Origin of the sequence: Nocardioides bigeumensis (assembly GCF_039531755.1) — a bacterium.
GTDB lineage: Bacteria > Actinomycetota > Actinomycetes > Propionibacteriales > Nocardioidaceae > Nocardioides > Nocardioides bigeumensis.
Window position 1 is genome coordinate 601,712 of record NZ_BAAAQQ010000013.1, and the last position, 13,982, is coordinate 615,693.

Genomic DNA, 13,982 nt, shown 5'->3' on the forward strand with positions numbered 1-13,982 from the left:
ATCGCCTTGCCGGGTCTCGTGACGACGCTGGCGTGCCTCCTCGACGACCGCCTCGTCAGCCGCGGGAGCGGAGCCGCACGCCGACCGGCATCTCGGGCGCGGGGATCGGCGGCAGGTGGTCGCCGACGACGACGCCGAAACGGCCGGGGGCGACCTGTTGCGAGTCCTTCACGAGCTCACCGCCGCGGACCAGCTGGTCCTGCCACTCCTGGCGGTAGGCGACGACCTCCTCGTGGGTACGGCCGACGAAGTTCCACCACATCACGATCTGCTCGCCGAACGGCGGGCCGCCCAGCAGCACGGCGCGGACGCCGTCCGGGCCGGCGGTGAGGTCGAGGGACGCGCGCCCGGGCGCGGTGTACCCCAGCGCCGCCCACCCGACGTCGACGCCGTCGAGGACCGCGGAGCCACGGTCCACGAGGAGCCCGTGCTCGTACGCCGGGTCGACGTCGAGCCGCACCGACGCCCCCGGCTCGAGCAGGAGCTCGGCACCGAGCAGCGGGGACGCAGTGGCCACCGGTGATGCGGAGCCGAGGAGCGAGCCGAGGAACACCCTGGCTTCCCACCCCCGGCCGCGAACCTCGGACGGCGCGTAGTGCTCGAAGGCGGGATCGTCGTGCCGCGCGCCGTCGGGCAGCGCCACCCACAGCTGCACGCCGTGCAGCTCGGTCGTGGCGGCGGTGGAGACCTCGGAGTGGCTGATGCCTCTCCCCGCGGTCATCAGGTTGAGCTCGCCGGGCCGGACCATCGCGTGGTGGCCGCCGCTGTCGCGGTGCTCGATCTCGCCGGTGAAGAGCCAGCTCACGGTCTGCAGACCGGTGTGCGGGTGCGGGGCGACCGACATGCCTCCGGTGGCTTCGACGAGGTCGGGTCCGTAGTGGTCCGCGAAGCACCACGCGCCGACCAGCGACCGCTCCTTCGACGGCAGGGTGCGGCGCACGGTCATCGCCCTCAGCCCGCCCAGCGGGACCTCCCGGTGCGCGATCACCTGCACCGGCGGATCGGCGGCAGCGGTCTCGTGGCCTGCCTCGCAGACGACCTCCTGCGGGTCCCGTTCGGGGTTCGTCACGGCACCAGTGTGGCTCAGGACAGGTGACGCGGGTGCGTCGCGCGCTTGCCCTCGTCACCCCGCGTCCCGTCGTCGGCCACCCCGCCCGCGTCGGAGGCGTGGAGCACGCCGTTGCGGTGGCTCTCGGCTCGCTCGAGCCGGACGACGATCGCCTTGGAGACCGGCTGGTTGCTGCCCTCGGCGGTGTGCCCGAGCGGGACGAGCGGGTTGGTCTCGGGGTAGTACGCCGCGGCGCACCCGCGCGGGACGTCGTACGCGACCAGCCGGAACATCGGCGCCAGGCGCTCCGACCCGTCCTCCCAGACGCTCACCAGGTCGACCAGGTCCCCGGCCGGGAAGCCCAGGTCGCGCAGGTCGTCCGCATGGGCGAACACCACGCGGCGGCCACCCTCGATGCCGCGATAGCGGTCGCTGAGCCCGTAGATCGTGGTGTTGAACTGGTCGTGGGAGCGCAGCGACTGGAGCAGCAGGTGGCCGGGTGGGACCTCCAGCACCTGGAGCGGGCTCACCGTGATGACCGCCTTGCCCTCGTCGGTGGGGAACTCCCGGTCGTCGCGCGGCGGGTGCGGCAGCACGAAGCCGCCGGGACGGTCGACCTTCTCGTCGTACGCCGCGCAGCCGGGCACCACCCGCGCGATCGACCGGCGGATCGCGGCGTAGTCCGCGCGGAAGTCCGCCCAGGGGACGGGCCCCTCGTTCGGGTGCCCGGCCAGGACGGCCTCGGCGAGGGTGCAGACGATGTCGACCTCCGACCTCAGCTGGGAGGAGGCCGGCTTCAGCGGGCCGTGCGAGGCGTGCACAGCTGACATGGAGTCCTCGACCGTCACGCGCTGGAGCCGGCCGCCCGTCAGGTCGCGCTCGCTGCGGCCGAGCGCCGGCAGGATCAGCGCCTCCCGGCCGTGCACCACGTGGGAGCGGTTCAGCTTGGTCGAGACGTGCACGGTCAGGTCGGCCGACCGCATCGCGTCCTCGGTCACCGACGTGTCCGGCGCCGCCGACACGAAGTTGCCGCCGAGGCCCACGAACACCTTGGCCCTGCGGTCGCGCAGTGCCTTGATCGACGCGACCGTGTCGAAGCCGTGCTCGCGCGGCGGCTCGAAGCCGAACTCGTCGCGCAGGGCGTCCAGGAAGTGCGGGGGGACCCGCTCCCAGATCCCCATCGTGCGGTCCCCCTGGACGTTCGAGTGCCCACGGACCGGGCACAAGCCCGCGCCCGGCTTGCCGATGTTGCCCTGCAGGAAAGCGAGGTTGGCGATCTCCTTGACGGTCGCGACCGCGTGCCGGTGCTGGGTGATCCCCATCGCCCAGCAGAAGACCGTCCTCGAGGACGCCGCCAGCATCCGGGCGGCCTCCTCGACCTCGGCCCGGGACAGTCCGGTGGCCGCGTCGACGGCCGAACGGTCGAGGTCGGCCAGCGACGCGGCGTACGCATCGAACCCGGTGGTGTGCTGCTCGAGGAAGTCGTGGTCGAGGGCGTCCCACTCGACGAGGTGGGCGGCCAGGGACTGCAGCAGCGCCAGGTCGCCACCCCCACGGATCTGCAGGTAGAGGTCGGCCAGACCGGTTCCGGGACCGACCAGCCCGCGCGCCGTCTGCGGGTTGCGGAACCGCATCAGCCCGGCCTCCTTCAGCGGGTTGACCGCGATGATGCGGGCGCCGTTCTGCTTGGCCTTCTCCAGCGCGCTCAGCATCCGGGGATGGTTGGTGCCCGGGTTCTGGCCGAGGATCACGATGAGCTCGGCCTCGTGGACGTCGTCCAGGCTCACCGAGCCCTTGCCGATGCCGATGACCTCTTGGAGCGCGACCGAGGTCGACTCGTGGCACATGTTGGAGCAGTCCGGCAGGTTGTTCGTGCCGTAGGTGCGGGCGAAGAGCTGATAGAGGTACGCCGCCTCGTTCGACACCTTCCCCGACGTGTAGAAGACCGCCTCATCCGGATCGACTGCCTGCAGGTGACGGGCCATCAGCGCGAACGCGTCGTCCCACGAGACGGGCTCGTAGTGCGTGCCGCCGTCGCGGAGGACGTACGGCTCGGTGATGCGGCCCTGCTGGTTGAGCCAGTAGTCGGTGTGCTCCTCGAGCTCGGCGACAGGATGCCGCGCGAGGAATCCGCGGTCCAGGAGGTTCTTGGTGGCCTCGTCGACGACGGCCTTGGCGCCGTTCTCGCAGAACTCCGCGGTGTGCCGGTGGCCCGGCTCGGGATCCGGCCACGCGCAGCCCTGGCAGTCGAAGCCGTCCACCTGGTTGAGCTTGAGCAGCGCGCGACCCGACCGGACCGGGCCAAGCTGCTCGACGGCACGGCGGAGGCTGACCGCGACCGCCTCGGCACCGGCGGCGGACCGCTTCGGCTCACCGACCCGGACGTCCGCCTCGTCGATCTCGTCCAGCCGCGCGCGTCTTCCCATACGACCGGGGTACCCGCACAGCCCCTGTCGTGCCCACGCCCGTCCGTCGGGCCGGTCGAAGCCGCGGTCGACGGTCGTAGCACGACCATCTCGCTGGCCCAACTGGAGCTCCCGACGGCCTCGACCGCCTGCTACCCGCGGGTGTTGTGGGTGATCCCGCAGCCGGCGAAGCCGTAGGCGCCTGGGTCCGGCTCAGGAGTTGGAGAACACCGCGGGGTCGCCACCGTCGTCCTGACCCGTCCCATCGGCAGGCGGGGAGACGGGGCCCCGGCCCGCCCAGCTCCAGGCGTACGCCGGGTCCTCCGCGGCGAGCCCGCCCTCGCCCAGCTCGAGCGGGGCGAAGGTGTCGACCATGACGGCCGACTCCTCGAAGTAGTCGACGCCCAGGGACGCCTCGATCGCGGCCGGCTGCGGACCGTGTGCGTGGCCTCCAGGGTGCAGCGAGATCGAGCCGAGGTTGATGCCCGAGCCCTTGCGCGCCTCGTAGTCGCCGCCGACGTAGAACATGACCTCGTCGCTGTCGACGTTGGAGTGGTAGTAGGGCACCGGGATCGCCAGCGGGTGGTAGTCGACCTTGCGGGGCAGGAAGTTGCACACCACGAAGTTCCAGCCCTCGAAGACCTGGTGGACCGGCGGTGGCTGGTGCACCTTGCCGGTGATCGGCATGTAGTCCTCGACGTTGAAGGTGAAGGGATAGAGGCAGCCGTCCCAGCCGACGACGTCGAAGGGGTGCGTGGCGTACGTGAGACGGCTGCCGACGACGCCCTTGCTGGTGCGGTGCTTGACCAGCACGTCGACGTCGACGCCCTCCACGAGGAGCGGCTCCGTCGGGGAGTAGAGGTCACGCTCGCAGTAGGGCGCGTGCTCGAGGAACTGGCCGAAGCGGCTGAGGTAACGCTTGGGCGGGTGGATGTGGCTGTTGGCCTCGATGGGGTAGAGGCGGCTCGGCTCCGCCGGCACCCAGCGGTGATCGGTGGCGCGAGGGATCACGACGTAGTCGCCGGTGCGGTAGGAGACCGCGCCGAAGACCGACTCGACGGTGCCGGAACCCGACTCGACGTACACGCACTCGTCGCCGATCGCGTTGCGGTAGAGCGCGCTGGGCTCGGTGCCGGTGACGACGTAGGTGATGCGCACGTCGTTGTTGCCGAGGATCAGGCGACGTCCGGTGACCGCGTCCGCTCCCTGGCCGTCGCCCGCTTCCGGGAACAGCGAGTGCAGCTTGAGGTGCCGCGGTTTCAGCGGGTGGTTGGGGGTGCGGGTCTGGTCGTAGACCTCCCACACCTGGGAGTCGACGATCGCCGACGGGACACCGCGGTGGTAGAGCAGCGAGGAGTCGGAGGAGAAGCCCTCCTCCCCCATGAGCTCCTCGCGGTAGAGGTGGCCGTCGGCGTCACGGTGCTGGGTGTGCCGCTTCGGCGGCACGTCGCCGACCCTCTGGTAGTGCGCCATGCTTGCTCCTGACGTCCTGGTGTCCTATAGTCGGACGAAGTGGTCCGATAAGTGCGTCACCGCTACAGTAGCCGCGTGTTGACGTACGCACCACAGGTCTTGGTGCCCACGTGGCTCGGTCTGGTCGACGACGCAGCCATCTTCCCCCCGGGCAACGCTCCCCTGCACGACGCCGCCGCCGCGCACGTCGCGCGCCGCGAGGAGTGGTGGGAGGCGTTCGTCGGGCCCCTGGTCGTCAAGGACACCGACGTCCCCCTGCTCCGCGGCACCCCCGCCCGGCTCACTGTCGTCGTGACGGGCGGCGCCGGCCAGCTGGCCGGGCCCGCCGGCCTGTGCCGCAAGCTCGGGATCGACCTGGCAGGCCTGGAGATCGCGTTGCGCGACCCGGACGACCTGCCCGGCAACGCGCGACGCGTAGTCGCCGCCGTCGACGCGGCTCGGACCGACGGCGCCCTCGACGACGACGTCCCCGTCTTCGTTGAGCTCCCGCAGGGCGACACCACCACGGGCTGGCTCTCCGCCGCCGACGAGGTGGCGGCGGCCGAGCTGCGGCTGAAGTTCCGCACCGGAGGCTTGGAGGCACACCTCTTCCCGACCGCGCGACAGCTCGCAGGCTGGATCGACGCCGCGCTCGATCGCGAGACCTCGTTCAAGTGCACGGCCGGCCTGCACCAGGCGCTCCGGCACCGCGACCCGGAGACCGGCTTCGAGCACCACGGCTTCCTCAACGTCCTGAGTGCGACGGCACACGCCTTCGAGGGCGGCACGACCGAGGAGGTCGTGGCCCTGCTCGACGAGAAGGACGACGGGCGCGTGATCACCACCGCCATCAACACCGACATCGACGCGGCGCGGCGGTGGTTCACGTCCTTCGGCTCCTGCTCGGTCGAGGAGCCGCTCGAGTCGCTGGCCGCCACCGGAATCCTGGAGGACCTGTGACCACACCGTCGAGCCCCCCGTCCAGCTGGGTCGAGGGGGCAGCGGGCTCGGGGTACGACGCCGACCACCTGCCGTACGGCGTCTTCGCCGGGCCCGGTGAGAGCCCGCGAGTCGGCGTCCGCATCGGCAACCACGTGCTCGACCTGACCCCGGTCGCCGCCGCCGACATGCTCGACACCCATCACCTCTTCGACGAGCCGTCGCTCAACGAGCTCCTCGGTGCAGGACGAGCGGTGTGGCAGTCGACGCGGACGTGGATCACCGGGCTGGTCACCGACGAGACCGAGCGCGACCTCGTCGAGCCACACCTCCTGCCGCTGGCCGAGGTGACGATGCTGATGCCCTTCGAGGTGGGCGACTACGTCGACTTCTACGCCTCGCTCGACCACGCCACCAACGTCGGCCGGCTCTTCCGGCCGGACGCGGAGGCATTGCTCCCCAACTGGCGCTGGCTGCCGGTGGGCTACCACGGGCGCGGCGGCACGGTCGTGCCATCGGGCACCGACGTCGTACGCCCGTGCGGGCAGCGGAAGGCGCCGACCGAGGACGCGCCCACCTACGGCCCGTCGCGACGGCTCGACATCGAGGCCGAGCTGGGCTTCGTGGTCGGGGCCGGGTCGCACCTGGGCGAGCCGGTGTCGACGAGTGCCTTCGCCGACCACGTCTTCGGCGTGGTCGGCCTCAACGACTGGTCCGCGCGCGACATCCAGGCCTGGGAGTACGTCCCCCTCGGCCCGTTCCTCGGCAAGTCCTTCGCGACGTCCATCTCGGTCTGGGTCACGCCGCTCGACGCGCTGGCCGCCACCTGGACCGATCTTCCGGGGCAGGAGCCGGCACCCCTCGACTACCTGTCCGTGGCCGAGCCCGCCGGGCTGGCGATCGACCTCGAGGTGGAGCTGGCGGGAGAGGTGGTCTCGCGGCCGCCGTACGCCTCGATGTACTGGTCCCCGCACCAGATGCTCGCCCACCTCACCGCCAACGGCGCCAGCATCCGGCCGGGCGACCTCTTCGCGTCGGGCACGATCAGCGGTCCGGAGCGCGAGCAGCGCGGGTCGTTCCTCGAGCTCTCCTGGGGCGGCAAGGAGCCGTTCACCGTCGCCGGGGTCGAGCGCACGTTCCTCGACGACGGCGACACCGTGGTGCTGCGCTACTCAGCGCCCGGCACGGGCGGCGGCCGGATCGCGATCGGCGAGGTCAGTGGCACCATCCTGCCCGCCCAGGGTCTCGACTGAGCGCGTCCTGGCGATCGACCTCCGCCCTCTCGACCGATCCCGCCGACCGGCCGTCGATCCAGGACGTGCACGCGCGCCTGGGTGCGCTCGCGGGCTAGAGCGGGTGGCCGGCCTCGTCGCAGGGGAGGTCGGGATCGGCGGTGTCGGCCTCGAGCTGGGTCAGCACCGCGTCGGACGCGGCCTCGACCCGGAACGGGGCGATCTGCACCCCTCGGTCGTTGAAGGGTCTGTCGAGCACCCAGACGAGCACCACCGCCGAGACGAGCGTGGCCGTGGTCGCCATCATCGCCGCGAGCTGACCGACGACGGGGGCTCGCGGGTCGACGAACATCAGCTGGAATCCCAGGACGGACAAGGTGAGGATCCAGAGCACCGCCCACACCAGGCCGGGGATGAACGGCCGGCCTTCCGTCAGCCGCCCGCGACGGGCGTCCTGGCGTTCCTCACCCATGGCGAGCCAGTGCTCCAGGGCGGCCCCGTCGCGGTTGGTCTCGTTGGGCATCTGCTGGGCCGTGAGGTCGACGTCGCGGATCCAGTACTCCACGTCCGCGCTCTCGCGTTCGTCCGCCATCAGGGCCCACTCCTGCTCGCTCACGGCGCGGCCGTAGCAGACGATGGAGCGGCGCAGCTCGTCGCGATCCGCGGCGTGGAAGAAGCCGGCGGTCGAGGCCAGCTGCCGCATCGCGACGGCCTCCTCACCGGCGTAGTCGCGGGCGGCCTGATAGCTGCCGAAGGACGCGAAGATCACGAAGCCGAGCAGGACGGCGAAGCCGGTGCCGACGACGCCGAAGATCCCGTCGGCGGACTCGATGCCTGAGAACACCCCGCCGGGCGGTGCGAGGCGCCGGCGGTAGAAGTAGGCCACGACGCCGACCAACAGCGTGGACCCCACGATGACGCCGAGCGAGACGAACAACAAGCGGCCTCCGGTGAAGGGGTTGTCGGACCGTAGTGTCCACCATCCGGCGACCCGGCGGGAGGACCCGCGCGGAGCGAGCCGTGACTCGGCTCACGTTGCCGCCGGGGCATGTGTGCTCGGCGTCGCGCGTTGGGCCGGATGACGCCGACGACGCCGTCATCTGTCAGACGACCCAGTCGACCCTCTTGGAGGAAGCATGCTTCCCGTTCCCGCCATCCGTTCCACCGGCGGCCTGACCGCCCGCCTGCGCGGCGCCGTACGCCGTGTCGACAGCTACACGCTCTGGGCGTTCAACGCGCCCCGGCACCGCTGACGGCCCGCTCCACGACGAGCTCGCCGAGCAGGGTCAGCCCGCCTGCGATGCGGGTGACCATGTGCCGTCGATCCCGGGCGACCCAGTCGTCCGCCTCGACGCCGTCGGCCAACGCGGAGACGGTGCAAGCGCCGCCCATCGACGCGCCCACCAGCACGACGCGCTCGGCACCGAGCCCGTCGCGTGCGTAGTCAACGGGCCCGACGTGAAGAGGAGCAGCTTCACGACCAGGGAGGCGGCGCGCAGGGCGTGCAGGCCGTGAGGCCACGCCCCGCGCGCCGGTCCCTCCGGAGTCCTGAGTGTCAGGAAACGCGGTCGGACGAGTCGCCCGTGACGACGATGTAGAACCGCTTGCGCTGCCCGTCGATGGTGAAGCTGCCGTCGCTGTTGCGCGGGCTGACGACGAGGTGGTTGACGTTGCCGGTGCCCGGGGGCGCGCACGCCGTACCGGGAAGGCCGCACTGGCTCACGGTGATCTCACCGGAGAACTCGGCGTTCTGGTCGGCACCCGGCGCGCGACCGTTGGTGTTGGTGTTGGGGGGCTCCTCCAGGAGGGCCGTCGTGTTCTGGAGGGCGATCGTCGCGATGATCCCGTTGTTGCCCAGCGGCTCACCGGTGTTGACGTAGACGTTGCCGTTGGCGCGGAGGCCGGTCGCGTCGGTGCCCGTCGGGGCGAGGACCGGGTACGCCGCGGTGACGCTGAACCCGCCCGACTGCGCCTCGATCTGCCCGGCGGAGTTGATCAGCGCCCACCGACCCACACCGGCAGGACCCTGCGGGCCCTTCGGGACCTGGCCCACGCGGAAGTCCTTCGTCTGGAGGCTGCCGTCCTTGACCTGCTTGCTGCCGACGGTGCCGGGCTTCAGGTCGGCCCCCTTGACCGTCTTGTTCTTGATCTGCTTGGTGGTGACGGTGCCCTTCTGGATGTCGCCGCCGTCGATCTTGATCGCGGCGTACGACGTGCCGCCGAGGGCGACCACCAGCGCTGCGGTCGACATGAGCAGCGAGGCGCTGGGCCTGGGGAATCGCCTGAGTGGGTTGGGCATGGGCCGGCCTTCCGGTCGTGGCGGCCTCGAGTCGGCCACCCGTGAAGGTCGTTCGGAGCAGTCCGCAATGCGGATCGGGGAGCTCGGTGGTCGAGCAGCATGCGGAGGGACTACCCCGGTGGTCGAGCAGCATGCGGAGGGACTACCCCGGTGGTCGAGCAGCGAGCCTGCGAGCGCCAGTCGAGACCACGCGCGACGGCGAAAGGCCCCCGATCAGCGTGCTGATCGGGGGCCTTCGGTCCCGTGGCAGGTGAAGGATTCGAACCTTCGAAGGCAAAGCCGACGGATTTACAGTCCGCTCCCATTGGCCGCTCGGGCAACCTGCCGGGGTGCTGCGCCACCTCCGCGCGGAGCGGAGGCGACGAGGCGCAAGAATAGCCGTACCAGCACCGCAGCAGAAAACGGAGGCACCCATGGCCGACTCGTCGTTCGACATCGTCAGCAAGTTCGACCGTCAAGAGGTCGACAACGCCCTCGGGCAGACCGCACGCGAGATCGCGACCCGCTTCGACTTCAAGGGCACCGGCGCCACCATCGAGTGGCAGGGCGAGAACGGCATCGAGATCACCGCCTCTGCCGACGACCGCGCCACCGCCGTCCTCGACGTGTTCAAGGGCAAGCTCATCAAGCGCGACCAGTCGCTGAAGATCCTCGACGCAAGCGAGCCGCGGCAGAGCGGGCAGCAGTCCAAGATCGGCATCGCCCTCAAGGAGGGCATCACCTCCGAGAACGCCAAGAAGATCTCCAAGCTGATCCGCGACGAAGGCCCCAAGGGCGTCAAGGCCCAGATCCAGGGCGACGAGCTGCGCGTCTCCTCCAAGAAGCGCGACGACCTTCAAGCCGTGCAGGCGCTGGTGCGCGCCCAGGACTACGACTTCGCGGTGCAGTTCACCAACTACCGCTGATGACCAACCGATGACCGGCCGCAAGATCAGCCTCGCCGCGCTAGCGGCGGCGGCGCTGGTCGCCGTCATGCTCGTGGTCTACGTGCGGATCATGGACGGGCAGGACGACAGCCCTGCGTGGTGGGTCGTCGCGGTCCTGGTGGTCGGCGGCGGCGCCGCGGCGTACGGCGGCGTCTCATCGACCCGGCCGGCGCGGATCGCTCTCCTCGTGGCCACGATCCTGCTCGGCTGCGTCGGGCTGCTCGCCATCTTGTCGATCGGGCTGCCGATCCTCGTGGCCTCGGGCCTCTGCTTCATCGCGTTCCTGCGAGGCATTCCCTCCGGCGTCCCAGCCGATCCGGCCGCGCATCCCTAGACCGCCATGAGCTTGCGCGTCGACCTCGCGACGAGCGGTGGTCACCCCGGTCGGACCAACGAGGACTTCCTCGGCGCGACCCCCGGCGCGGTGGTCATGCTCGACGGCGCCGGCATCCCCGGCACCGAGAGCATCTGCCGGCACGGCGTCGCGTGGTACGCGCACAACCTCGGCGGCTGGCTCCTCAGCCGCTTGGGCCAGCGGCAAGGCGAGCCGCTGGCCGACGTCCTCGCTGCCGGCATCGAGGCGGTCACCGCGATGCACCCGACCTGCGACGTCGCGGACCCGAGCAGCCCGCAGGCGACGGTGGCGATGCTGCGCGCAGCGGGTGACCGAGTCGACACACTGACCCTTGCGGACGCCTACGTCGTGCTGGACCGGCAGGCCGGAGCCGAGGTCCTGACCGACCCGTCGGAGCTCGAGGTCAGGGCGGTCTGCCTCGCACCCCTGGCAGGCCTCGAGGCCGGTTCGGCGGCGTACGACGCTGCGCTCCCCGCCGTCATCGACGACCTGCGCTCCCGTCGCAACCAGCCAGAGGGCTACTGGATCGCGAAGGACGACCCGAGGGCGGCGGCGCACGCGGTCGTCAGCACGCACGACCTCCCAGAGGCGGCGCTGGTGCTGAGCAACGGCGTGAGCCGGTTGGTCGATCCTTACGCCGAGACCACCTGGCAGGGCCTCGTCGACGACGCGCGGGCGCGCGGCGCCGAGGCGGTCCTCGCCCGGTTGCGCGAGGTCGAGAGGGCCAGAACCCCACCCGCGCCCGACGACGCCAGCCTGGCGGTGTGCGAGTGGCCCGAGGTCAGTTGAGCTTGTCCTCCCAGTCGTCCGGGACCCGCTCGCTCGGCGCGGGAGGTTCCTGGTCGTCAGGCCGGCTGGTCGGCGGCGTGAGCTCGGGACCCAGAAGAGCGGCCTCGCGGCGGAAGTCCCAGAACCAGTTCTCGCCGGGCTCGAAGCTCCGCATGACAGAGTGGCCGGTCTCCTCGAAGTGACGGGTGGCGTGCTGCCCCGGAGAGGTGTCGCAGCAGCCGATGTGTCCGCACTGCGCGCAGCGGCGCAGGTGGAACCACCAGCCGTCGTCGACGGCGAGGCACTCGGCACAGCCGGTCCCGCTCGGGGGGACCGTGGGGTCGATGGCCCCCGGAGAGGTCGAGGTCACGCACCGAGCGTAGTTCCGTGCTCCAGCAGTCGGCGAGCAGTCGAGACTAGACGCCCTCGCGGTCCCCGATCCCCGGATGCACGAACGGCTGGCCGGCTCGCATCGACTCGATCGCGCCCGGGTGCACGCGACGCAGGTGGGCGAGGGCCTTGCGCCGGTAGCGCAGGATCTGGGTCACCCCGAGCACCCAGAAGAGCGCCTGCACGCTGAGGGCGACGCGGAAGTCGTCGAGGTCGTACGCCGCCATCCCGCCGGGCTCACGCAGGTCGAGGACGACACCGACGAGCGCCATCGTGAGCAGCGAGGCAAGGAAGCCGCCGACGTTGACGACGCCGTTGGCGCGGCCGACCGCCTCGACCGGGGTGAACGACCGCGCCAGGTCGAAGCCGACCATCGAGGCCGGACCGCCGGTCGCGGTCGTGAACGCCAGCACGACGATCATCCAGGTCGGCGCCGGGGTGCTGCGCGCCAGCACCGCGGCCCACGCCACGGCCATGCAGGCGACCACGCCGATGACGAGGATTGAGCGGTAGTAGGGCAGCCGCCCGACGAGCCAGCCCAGCACCAGCCCGCTCACCACCACCCACGCGGTCATCGCCATCAGCAGCGTGCTGGCCTGGTCAGGGGTCCACCCCTGGCCACGGACGAGGAACGGGAACCCCCACAGCATCGTGAACACGGTCATCGAGAACGGCGCGGTGAAGTGCGACCACATGCTCAGCCGGGTGCCCGGGTTGCCCCACACCGTGCGCAACGAGCCCGCCAGCGCGCGCAGCTTGAGGCGCTCGGCGCCGGAGTCGGCGTACGGCGAGTCCTTGACCAGCAGGGCGACGCCCACGAGCAGCAGGACGCCGCAGCTCGACGCGATCGCGAAGGTCCGCGTCCAGCCCAGCTGGTGCAGGGCGATCGACAGCGGCGCGGCCGCCACGATCGCGCCGAGCTGCCCGACCTGACCGGTCAGCTGCGTGATGAAGGGCACCTGCCGGACCAAGAACCACACACCGATCAACCGGATGACCGACACGAAGACCATCGCGTCGCCGGCGCCGAGCACCCCCCGCGCCAGCACCGCGAGGGGGAAGTTCCCGGCGAACGCGAACGCCAGCTGGCCGGCCGTCATCAGACCGAGGCCGGTCAGCAACAACCTCTTGGTGCCGTAGCGGTCGAGCAGCACGCCGACCGGGATCTGCATGCCGGCGTACACGAGCAGCTGCAGCACCGTGAAGAACGCCAGCCGCGTCGCGTCGATGTGGAAGCGCTCGGCCGCCAGCAGGCCGGCCACCCCGAGCGAGCTGCGGTGGAAGACCGCCAGCACGTAGACCGACAGCGCCGTGAGCCAGATGACCCACGCCCGCCGCCGGCCGATGTCGTGGAGCTGGCGGGAGGGCACGCGGCCATTGTGTGCCTGTGGAGGGAGGGCCGTCGGCGCGGGTCGGCGTCCGTACAGTGGGCGCCATGACTCGGGTCATGCACTGCGGCGTGCGCCGCGCCGTCGGCGCCGTCCTCGGGCCCCTCGTCTGCCCCCTCGTCTGCGTCCTCGCCGTCATGTCGTTGGCTGCGTGCGGTGGCGACGATCCCGAGCCGTCGGCCGACAAGGACCAGACGTCCCAGAGCCCCACCGACACCGCTCCCGCAAGCCCGGAGCCGACCGGGACGACCAGCTTGTCGGCCACCGCGAGCGACGCGGCACCACCGGACGACGAGCCCTTCGGCCCCGACTGCAAGAAGTTCAAGACCGACGATGGCACCGGGCCTGCCGAGTTCCGCAACGAGATGGACATCGGGATCTTCTCGGTCGTCTTCCGCGACCTGATCGGCGACTCGTTCGCGCTCGTCAACGAGGCGGACCTCCTCGCGACCGCCGACACGACGTACTTCCTGCCGACCAACGAGGCCATCGACGTCCTCAACCAGCAGCAGATGGGCGACCTGCTCTTCGACGAGCAGAAGCGCGCCAGCACCATGGGCCGCCACGTCGTCCCCGAGACGCTGGCCCCCTCGGCACTCGCCGGCGAGCACGAGACGGCCGCCGCCAGCACGCTCCAGGTGACGGTCGACGGCGACGACGTGACCGTCGGGCTGCAAGGCGCCGACGTCGTCTGCGGCAACATCGAGCTCGAGCAAGGCGTCCGCGTCTACGTGATCGACCAGCTGCTGATCACCTGACCGGTGTCTCTCTTCTCGTGAG

General features: G+C 71.1%; 14 protein-coding genes and 1 tRNA gene. 6 read left to right on the plus strand and 9 right to left on the minus strand.

The features are described 5' to 3' along the window. Window positions 1-55 precede the first annotated feature (55 nt). The 3 genes from ABD295_RS17125 to ABD295_RS17135 form a co-directional block, all read right to left on the minus strand. On the minus strand, window positions 56-1,069 hold the full coding sequence (locus ABD295_RS17125) for a pirin family protein (protein ID WP_344305019.1): 1,014 nt from the start codon (window positions 1,067-1,069) through the stop codon (window positions 56-58). 14 nt (window positions 1,070-1,083) lie between these two features. After that, window positions 1,084-3,474 carry an FdhF/YdeP family oxidoreductase gene (locus ABD295_RS17130; RefSeq protein WP_344305020.1) on the minus strand — a complete coding sequence of 797 codons (2,391 nt, stop codon included), beginning with the start codon at window positions 3,472-3,474 and terminating at the stop codon, window positions 1,084-1,086. Between the two features lie 192 nt (window positions 3,475-3,666). Beyond that, window positions 3,667-4,926 carry a homogentisate 1,2-dioxygenase gene (locus ABD295_RS17135; protein ID WP_344305021.1) on the minus strand — a complete coding sequence of 420 codons (1,260 nt, stop codon included), beginning with the start codon at window positions 4,924-4,926 and terminating at the stop codon, window positions 3,667-3,669. Between the two features lie 75 nt (window positions 4,927-5,001). Here ABD295_RS17135 and ABD295_RS17140 point away from each other — a divergent pair, with 75 nt between their 5' ends. Beyond that, the gene (locus tag ABD295_RS17140) at window positions 5,002-5,865 is read left to right on the plus strand and encodes a hypothetical protein (protein ID WP_344305022.1); all 864 of its coding nucleotides are present in this window, start codon (window positions 5,002-5,004) and stop codon (window positions 5,863-5,865) included. Then, on the plus strand, window positions 5,862-7,097 hold the full coding sequence (gene fahA / locus ABD295_RS17145) for a fumarylacetoacetase (RefSeq protein WP_344305023.1): 1,236 nt from the start codon (window positions 5,862-5,864) through the stop codon (window positions 7,095-7,097). Before ABD295_RS17140 ends, fahA begins: the two co-directional genes overlap by 4 nt. 94 nt (window positions 7,098-7,191) lie before the next feature. Here fahA and ABD295_RS17150 read toward each other — a convergent pair whose 3' ends face one another. The 4 genes from ABD295_RS17150 to ABD295_RS17165 all read right to left on the minus strand — a co-directional run bounded on the left by ABD295_RS17150 (window position 7,192) and on the right by ABD295_RS17165 (window position 9,701). Beyond that, window positions 7,192-8,016, minus strand: a complete 825-nt coding sequence (locus ABD295_RS17150; RefSeq protein ID WP_344305024.1) for a bestrophin-like domain — start codon at window positions 8,014-8,016, stop codon at window positions 7,192-7,194. A gap of 290 nt (window positions 8,017-8,306) precedes the next feature. Continuing rightward, window positions 8,307-8,486, minus strand: coding sequence for a hypothetical protein (locus ABD295_RS17155; protein WP_344305025.1), 180 nt, complete (start codon window positions 8,484-8,486; stop codon window positions 8,307-8,309). Between the two features lie 145 nt (window positions 8,487-8,631). Continuing rightward, a complete protein-coding gene (locus ABD295_RS17160; RefSeq protein WP_344305026.1) occupies window positions 8,632-9,375 on the minus strand; it encodes a hypothetical protein in 744 nt (247 codons plus the stop codon). 244 nt (window positions 9,376-9,619) lie between these two features. Further along, window positions 9,620-9,701 (minus strand) — tRNA-Tyr (locus ABD295_RS17165). A gap of 87 nt (window positions 9,702-9,788) precedes the next feature. Between ABD295_RS17165 and ABD295_RS17170 the strand changes: the two genes are divergently transcribed. From ABD295_RS17170 to ABD295_RS17180, 3 genes are read left to right on the plus strand one after another with little or no spacing between them, the layout of a single operon-like run. Further along, window positions 9,789-10,280 (plus strand): YajQ family cyclic di-GMP-binding protein, encoded by a 492-nt coding sequence (locus ABD295_RS17170; RefSeq protein WP_344305027.1) that lies wholly within the window; start codon window positions 9,789-9,791, stop codon window positions 10,278-10,280. A 10-nt stretch (window positions 10,281-10,290) separates the two neighbouring features. Then, window positions 10,291-10,635: a hypothetical protein gene (locus tag ABD295_RS17175; protein WP_344305028.1), complete on the plus strand. Its 345-nt coding sequence runs from the start codon at window positions 10,291-10,293 to the stop codon at window positions 10,633-10,635. Window positions 10,636-10,641: 6 nt separating this feature from the next. After that, entirely contained in the window at window positions 10,642-11,445 is an 804-nt protein-coding gene (locus ABD295_RS17180) for a hypothetical protein (RefSeq protein WP_344305029.1), read from the plus strand. On the opposite strand, the gene ABD295_RS17185 is transcribed toward ABD295_RS17180, so the two are convergent. Both ABD295_RS17185 and ABD295_RS17190 read right to left on the minus strand, forming a co-directional pair. Continuing rightward, a complete protein-coding gene (locus tag ABD295_RS17185; RefSeq protein ID WP_344305030.1) occupies window positions 11,438-11,794 on the minus strand; it encodes a UBP-type zinc finger domain-containing protein in 357 nt (118 codons plus the stop codon). The genes ABD295_RS17180 and ABD295_RS17185 overlap by 8 nt on opposite strands. Window positions 11,795-11,840: 46 nt before the next feature. Continuing rightward, the gene (locus ABD295_RS17190) at window positions 11,841-13,184 is read right to left on the minus strand and encodes an MFS transporter (protein ID WP_344305031.1); all 1,344 of its coding nucleotides are present in this window, start codon (window positions 13,182-13,184) and stop codon (window positions 11,841-11,843) included. Window positions 13,185-13,249: 65 nt separating this feature from the next. On the opposite strand from ABD295_RS17190, the gene ABD295_RS17195 reads away from it, so the two are divergent. Continuing rightward, window positions 13,250-13,960 (plus strand): fasciclin domain-containing protein, encoded by a 711-nt coding sequence (locus ABD295_RS17195; protein WP_344305032.1) that lies wholly within the window; start codon window positions 13,250-13,252, stop codon window positions 13,958-13,960. Window positions 13,961-13,982: the final 22 nt, after the last annotated feature.

What these genes read in the sequence shown, in the direction of transcription:
- ABD295_RS17180 (WP_344305029.1), top strand. Translation starts at nt 10,642, where the DNA reads ATGAGCTTGCGCGTCGACCTCGCGACGAGCGGTGGTCACCCCGGTCGG.
- ABD295_RS17160 (WP_344305026.1), bottom strand. Translation starts at nt 9,375, where the DNA reads ATGCCCAACCCACTCAGGCGATTCCCCAGGCCCAGCGCCTCGCTGCTC.
- ABD295_RS17130 (WP_344305020.1), bottom strand. Translation starts at nt 3,474, where the DNA reads ATGGGAAGACGCGCGCGGCTGGACGAGATCGACGAGGCGGACGTCCGG.
- ABD295_RS17170 (WP_344305027.1), top strand. Translation starts at nt 9,789, where the DNA reads ATGGCCGACTCGTCGTTCGACATCGTCAGCAAGTTCGACCGTCAAGAG.
- ABD295_RS17175 (WP_344305028.1), top strand. Translation starts at nt 10,291, where the DNA reads ATGACCGGCCGCAAGATCAGCCTCGCCGCGCTAGCGGCGGCGGCGCTG.
- ABD295_RS17195 (WP_344305032.1), top strand. Translation starts at nt 13,250, where the DNA reads ATGACTCGGGTCATGCACTGCGGCGTGCGCCGCGCCGTCGGCGCCGTC.
- ABD295_RS17135 (WP_344305021.1), bottom strand. Translation starts at nt 4,926, where the DNA reads ATGGCGCACTACCAGAGGGTCGGCGACGTGCCGCCGAAGCGGCACACC.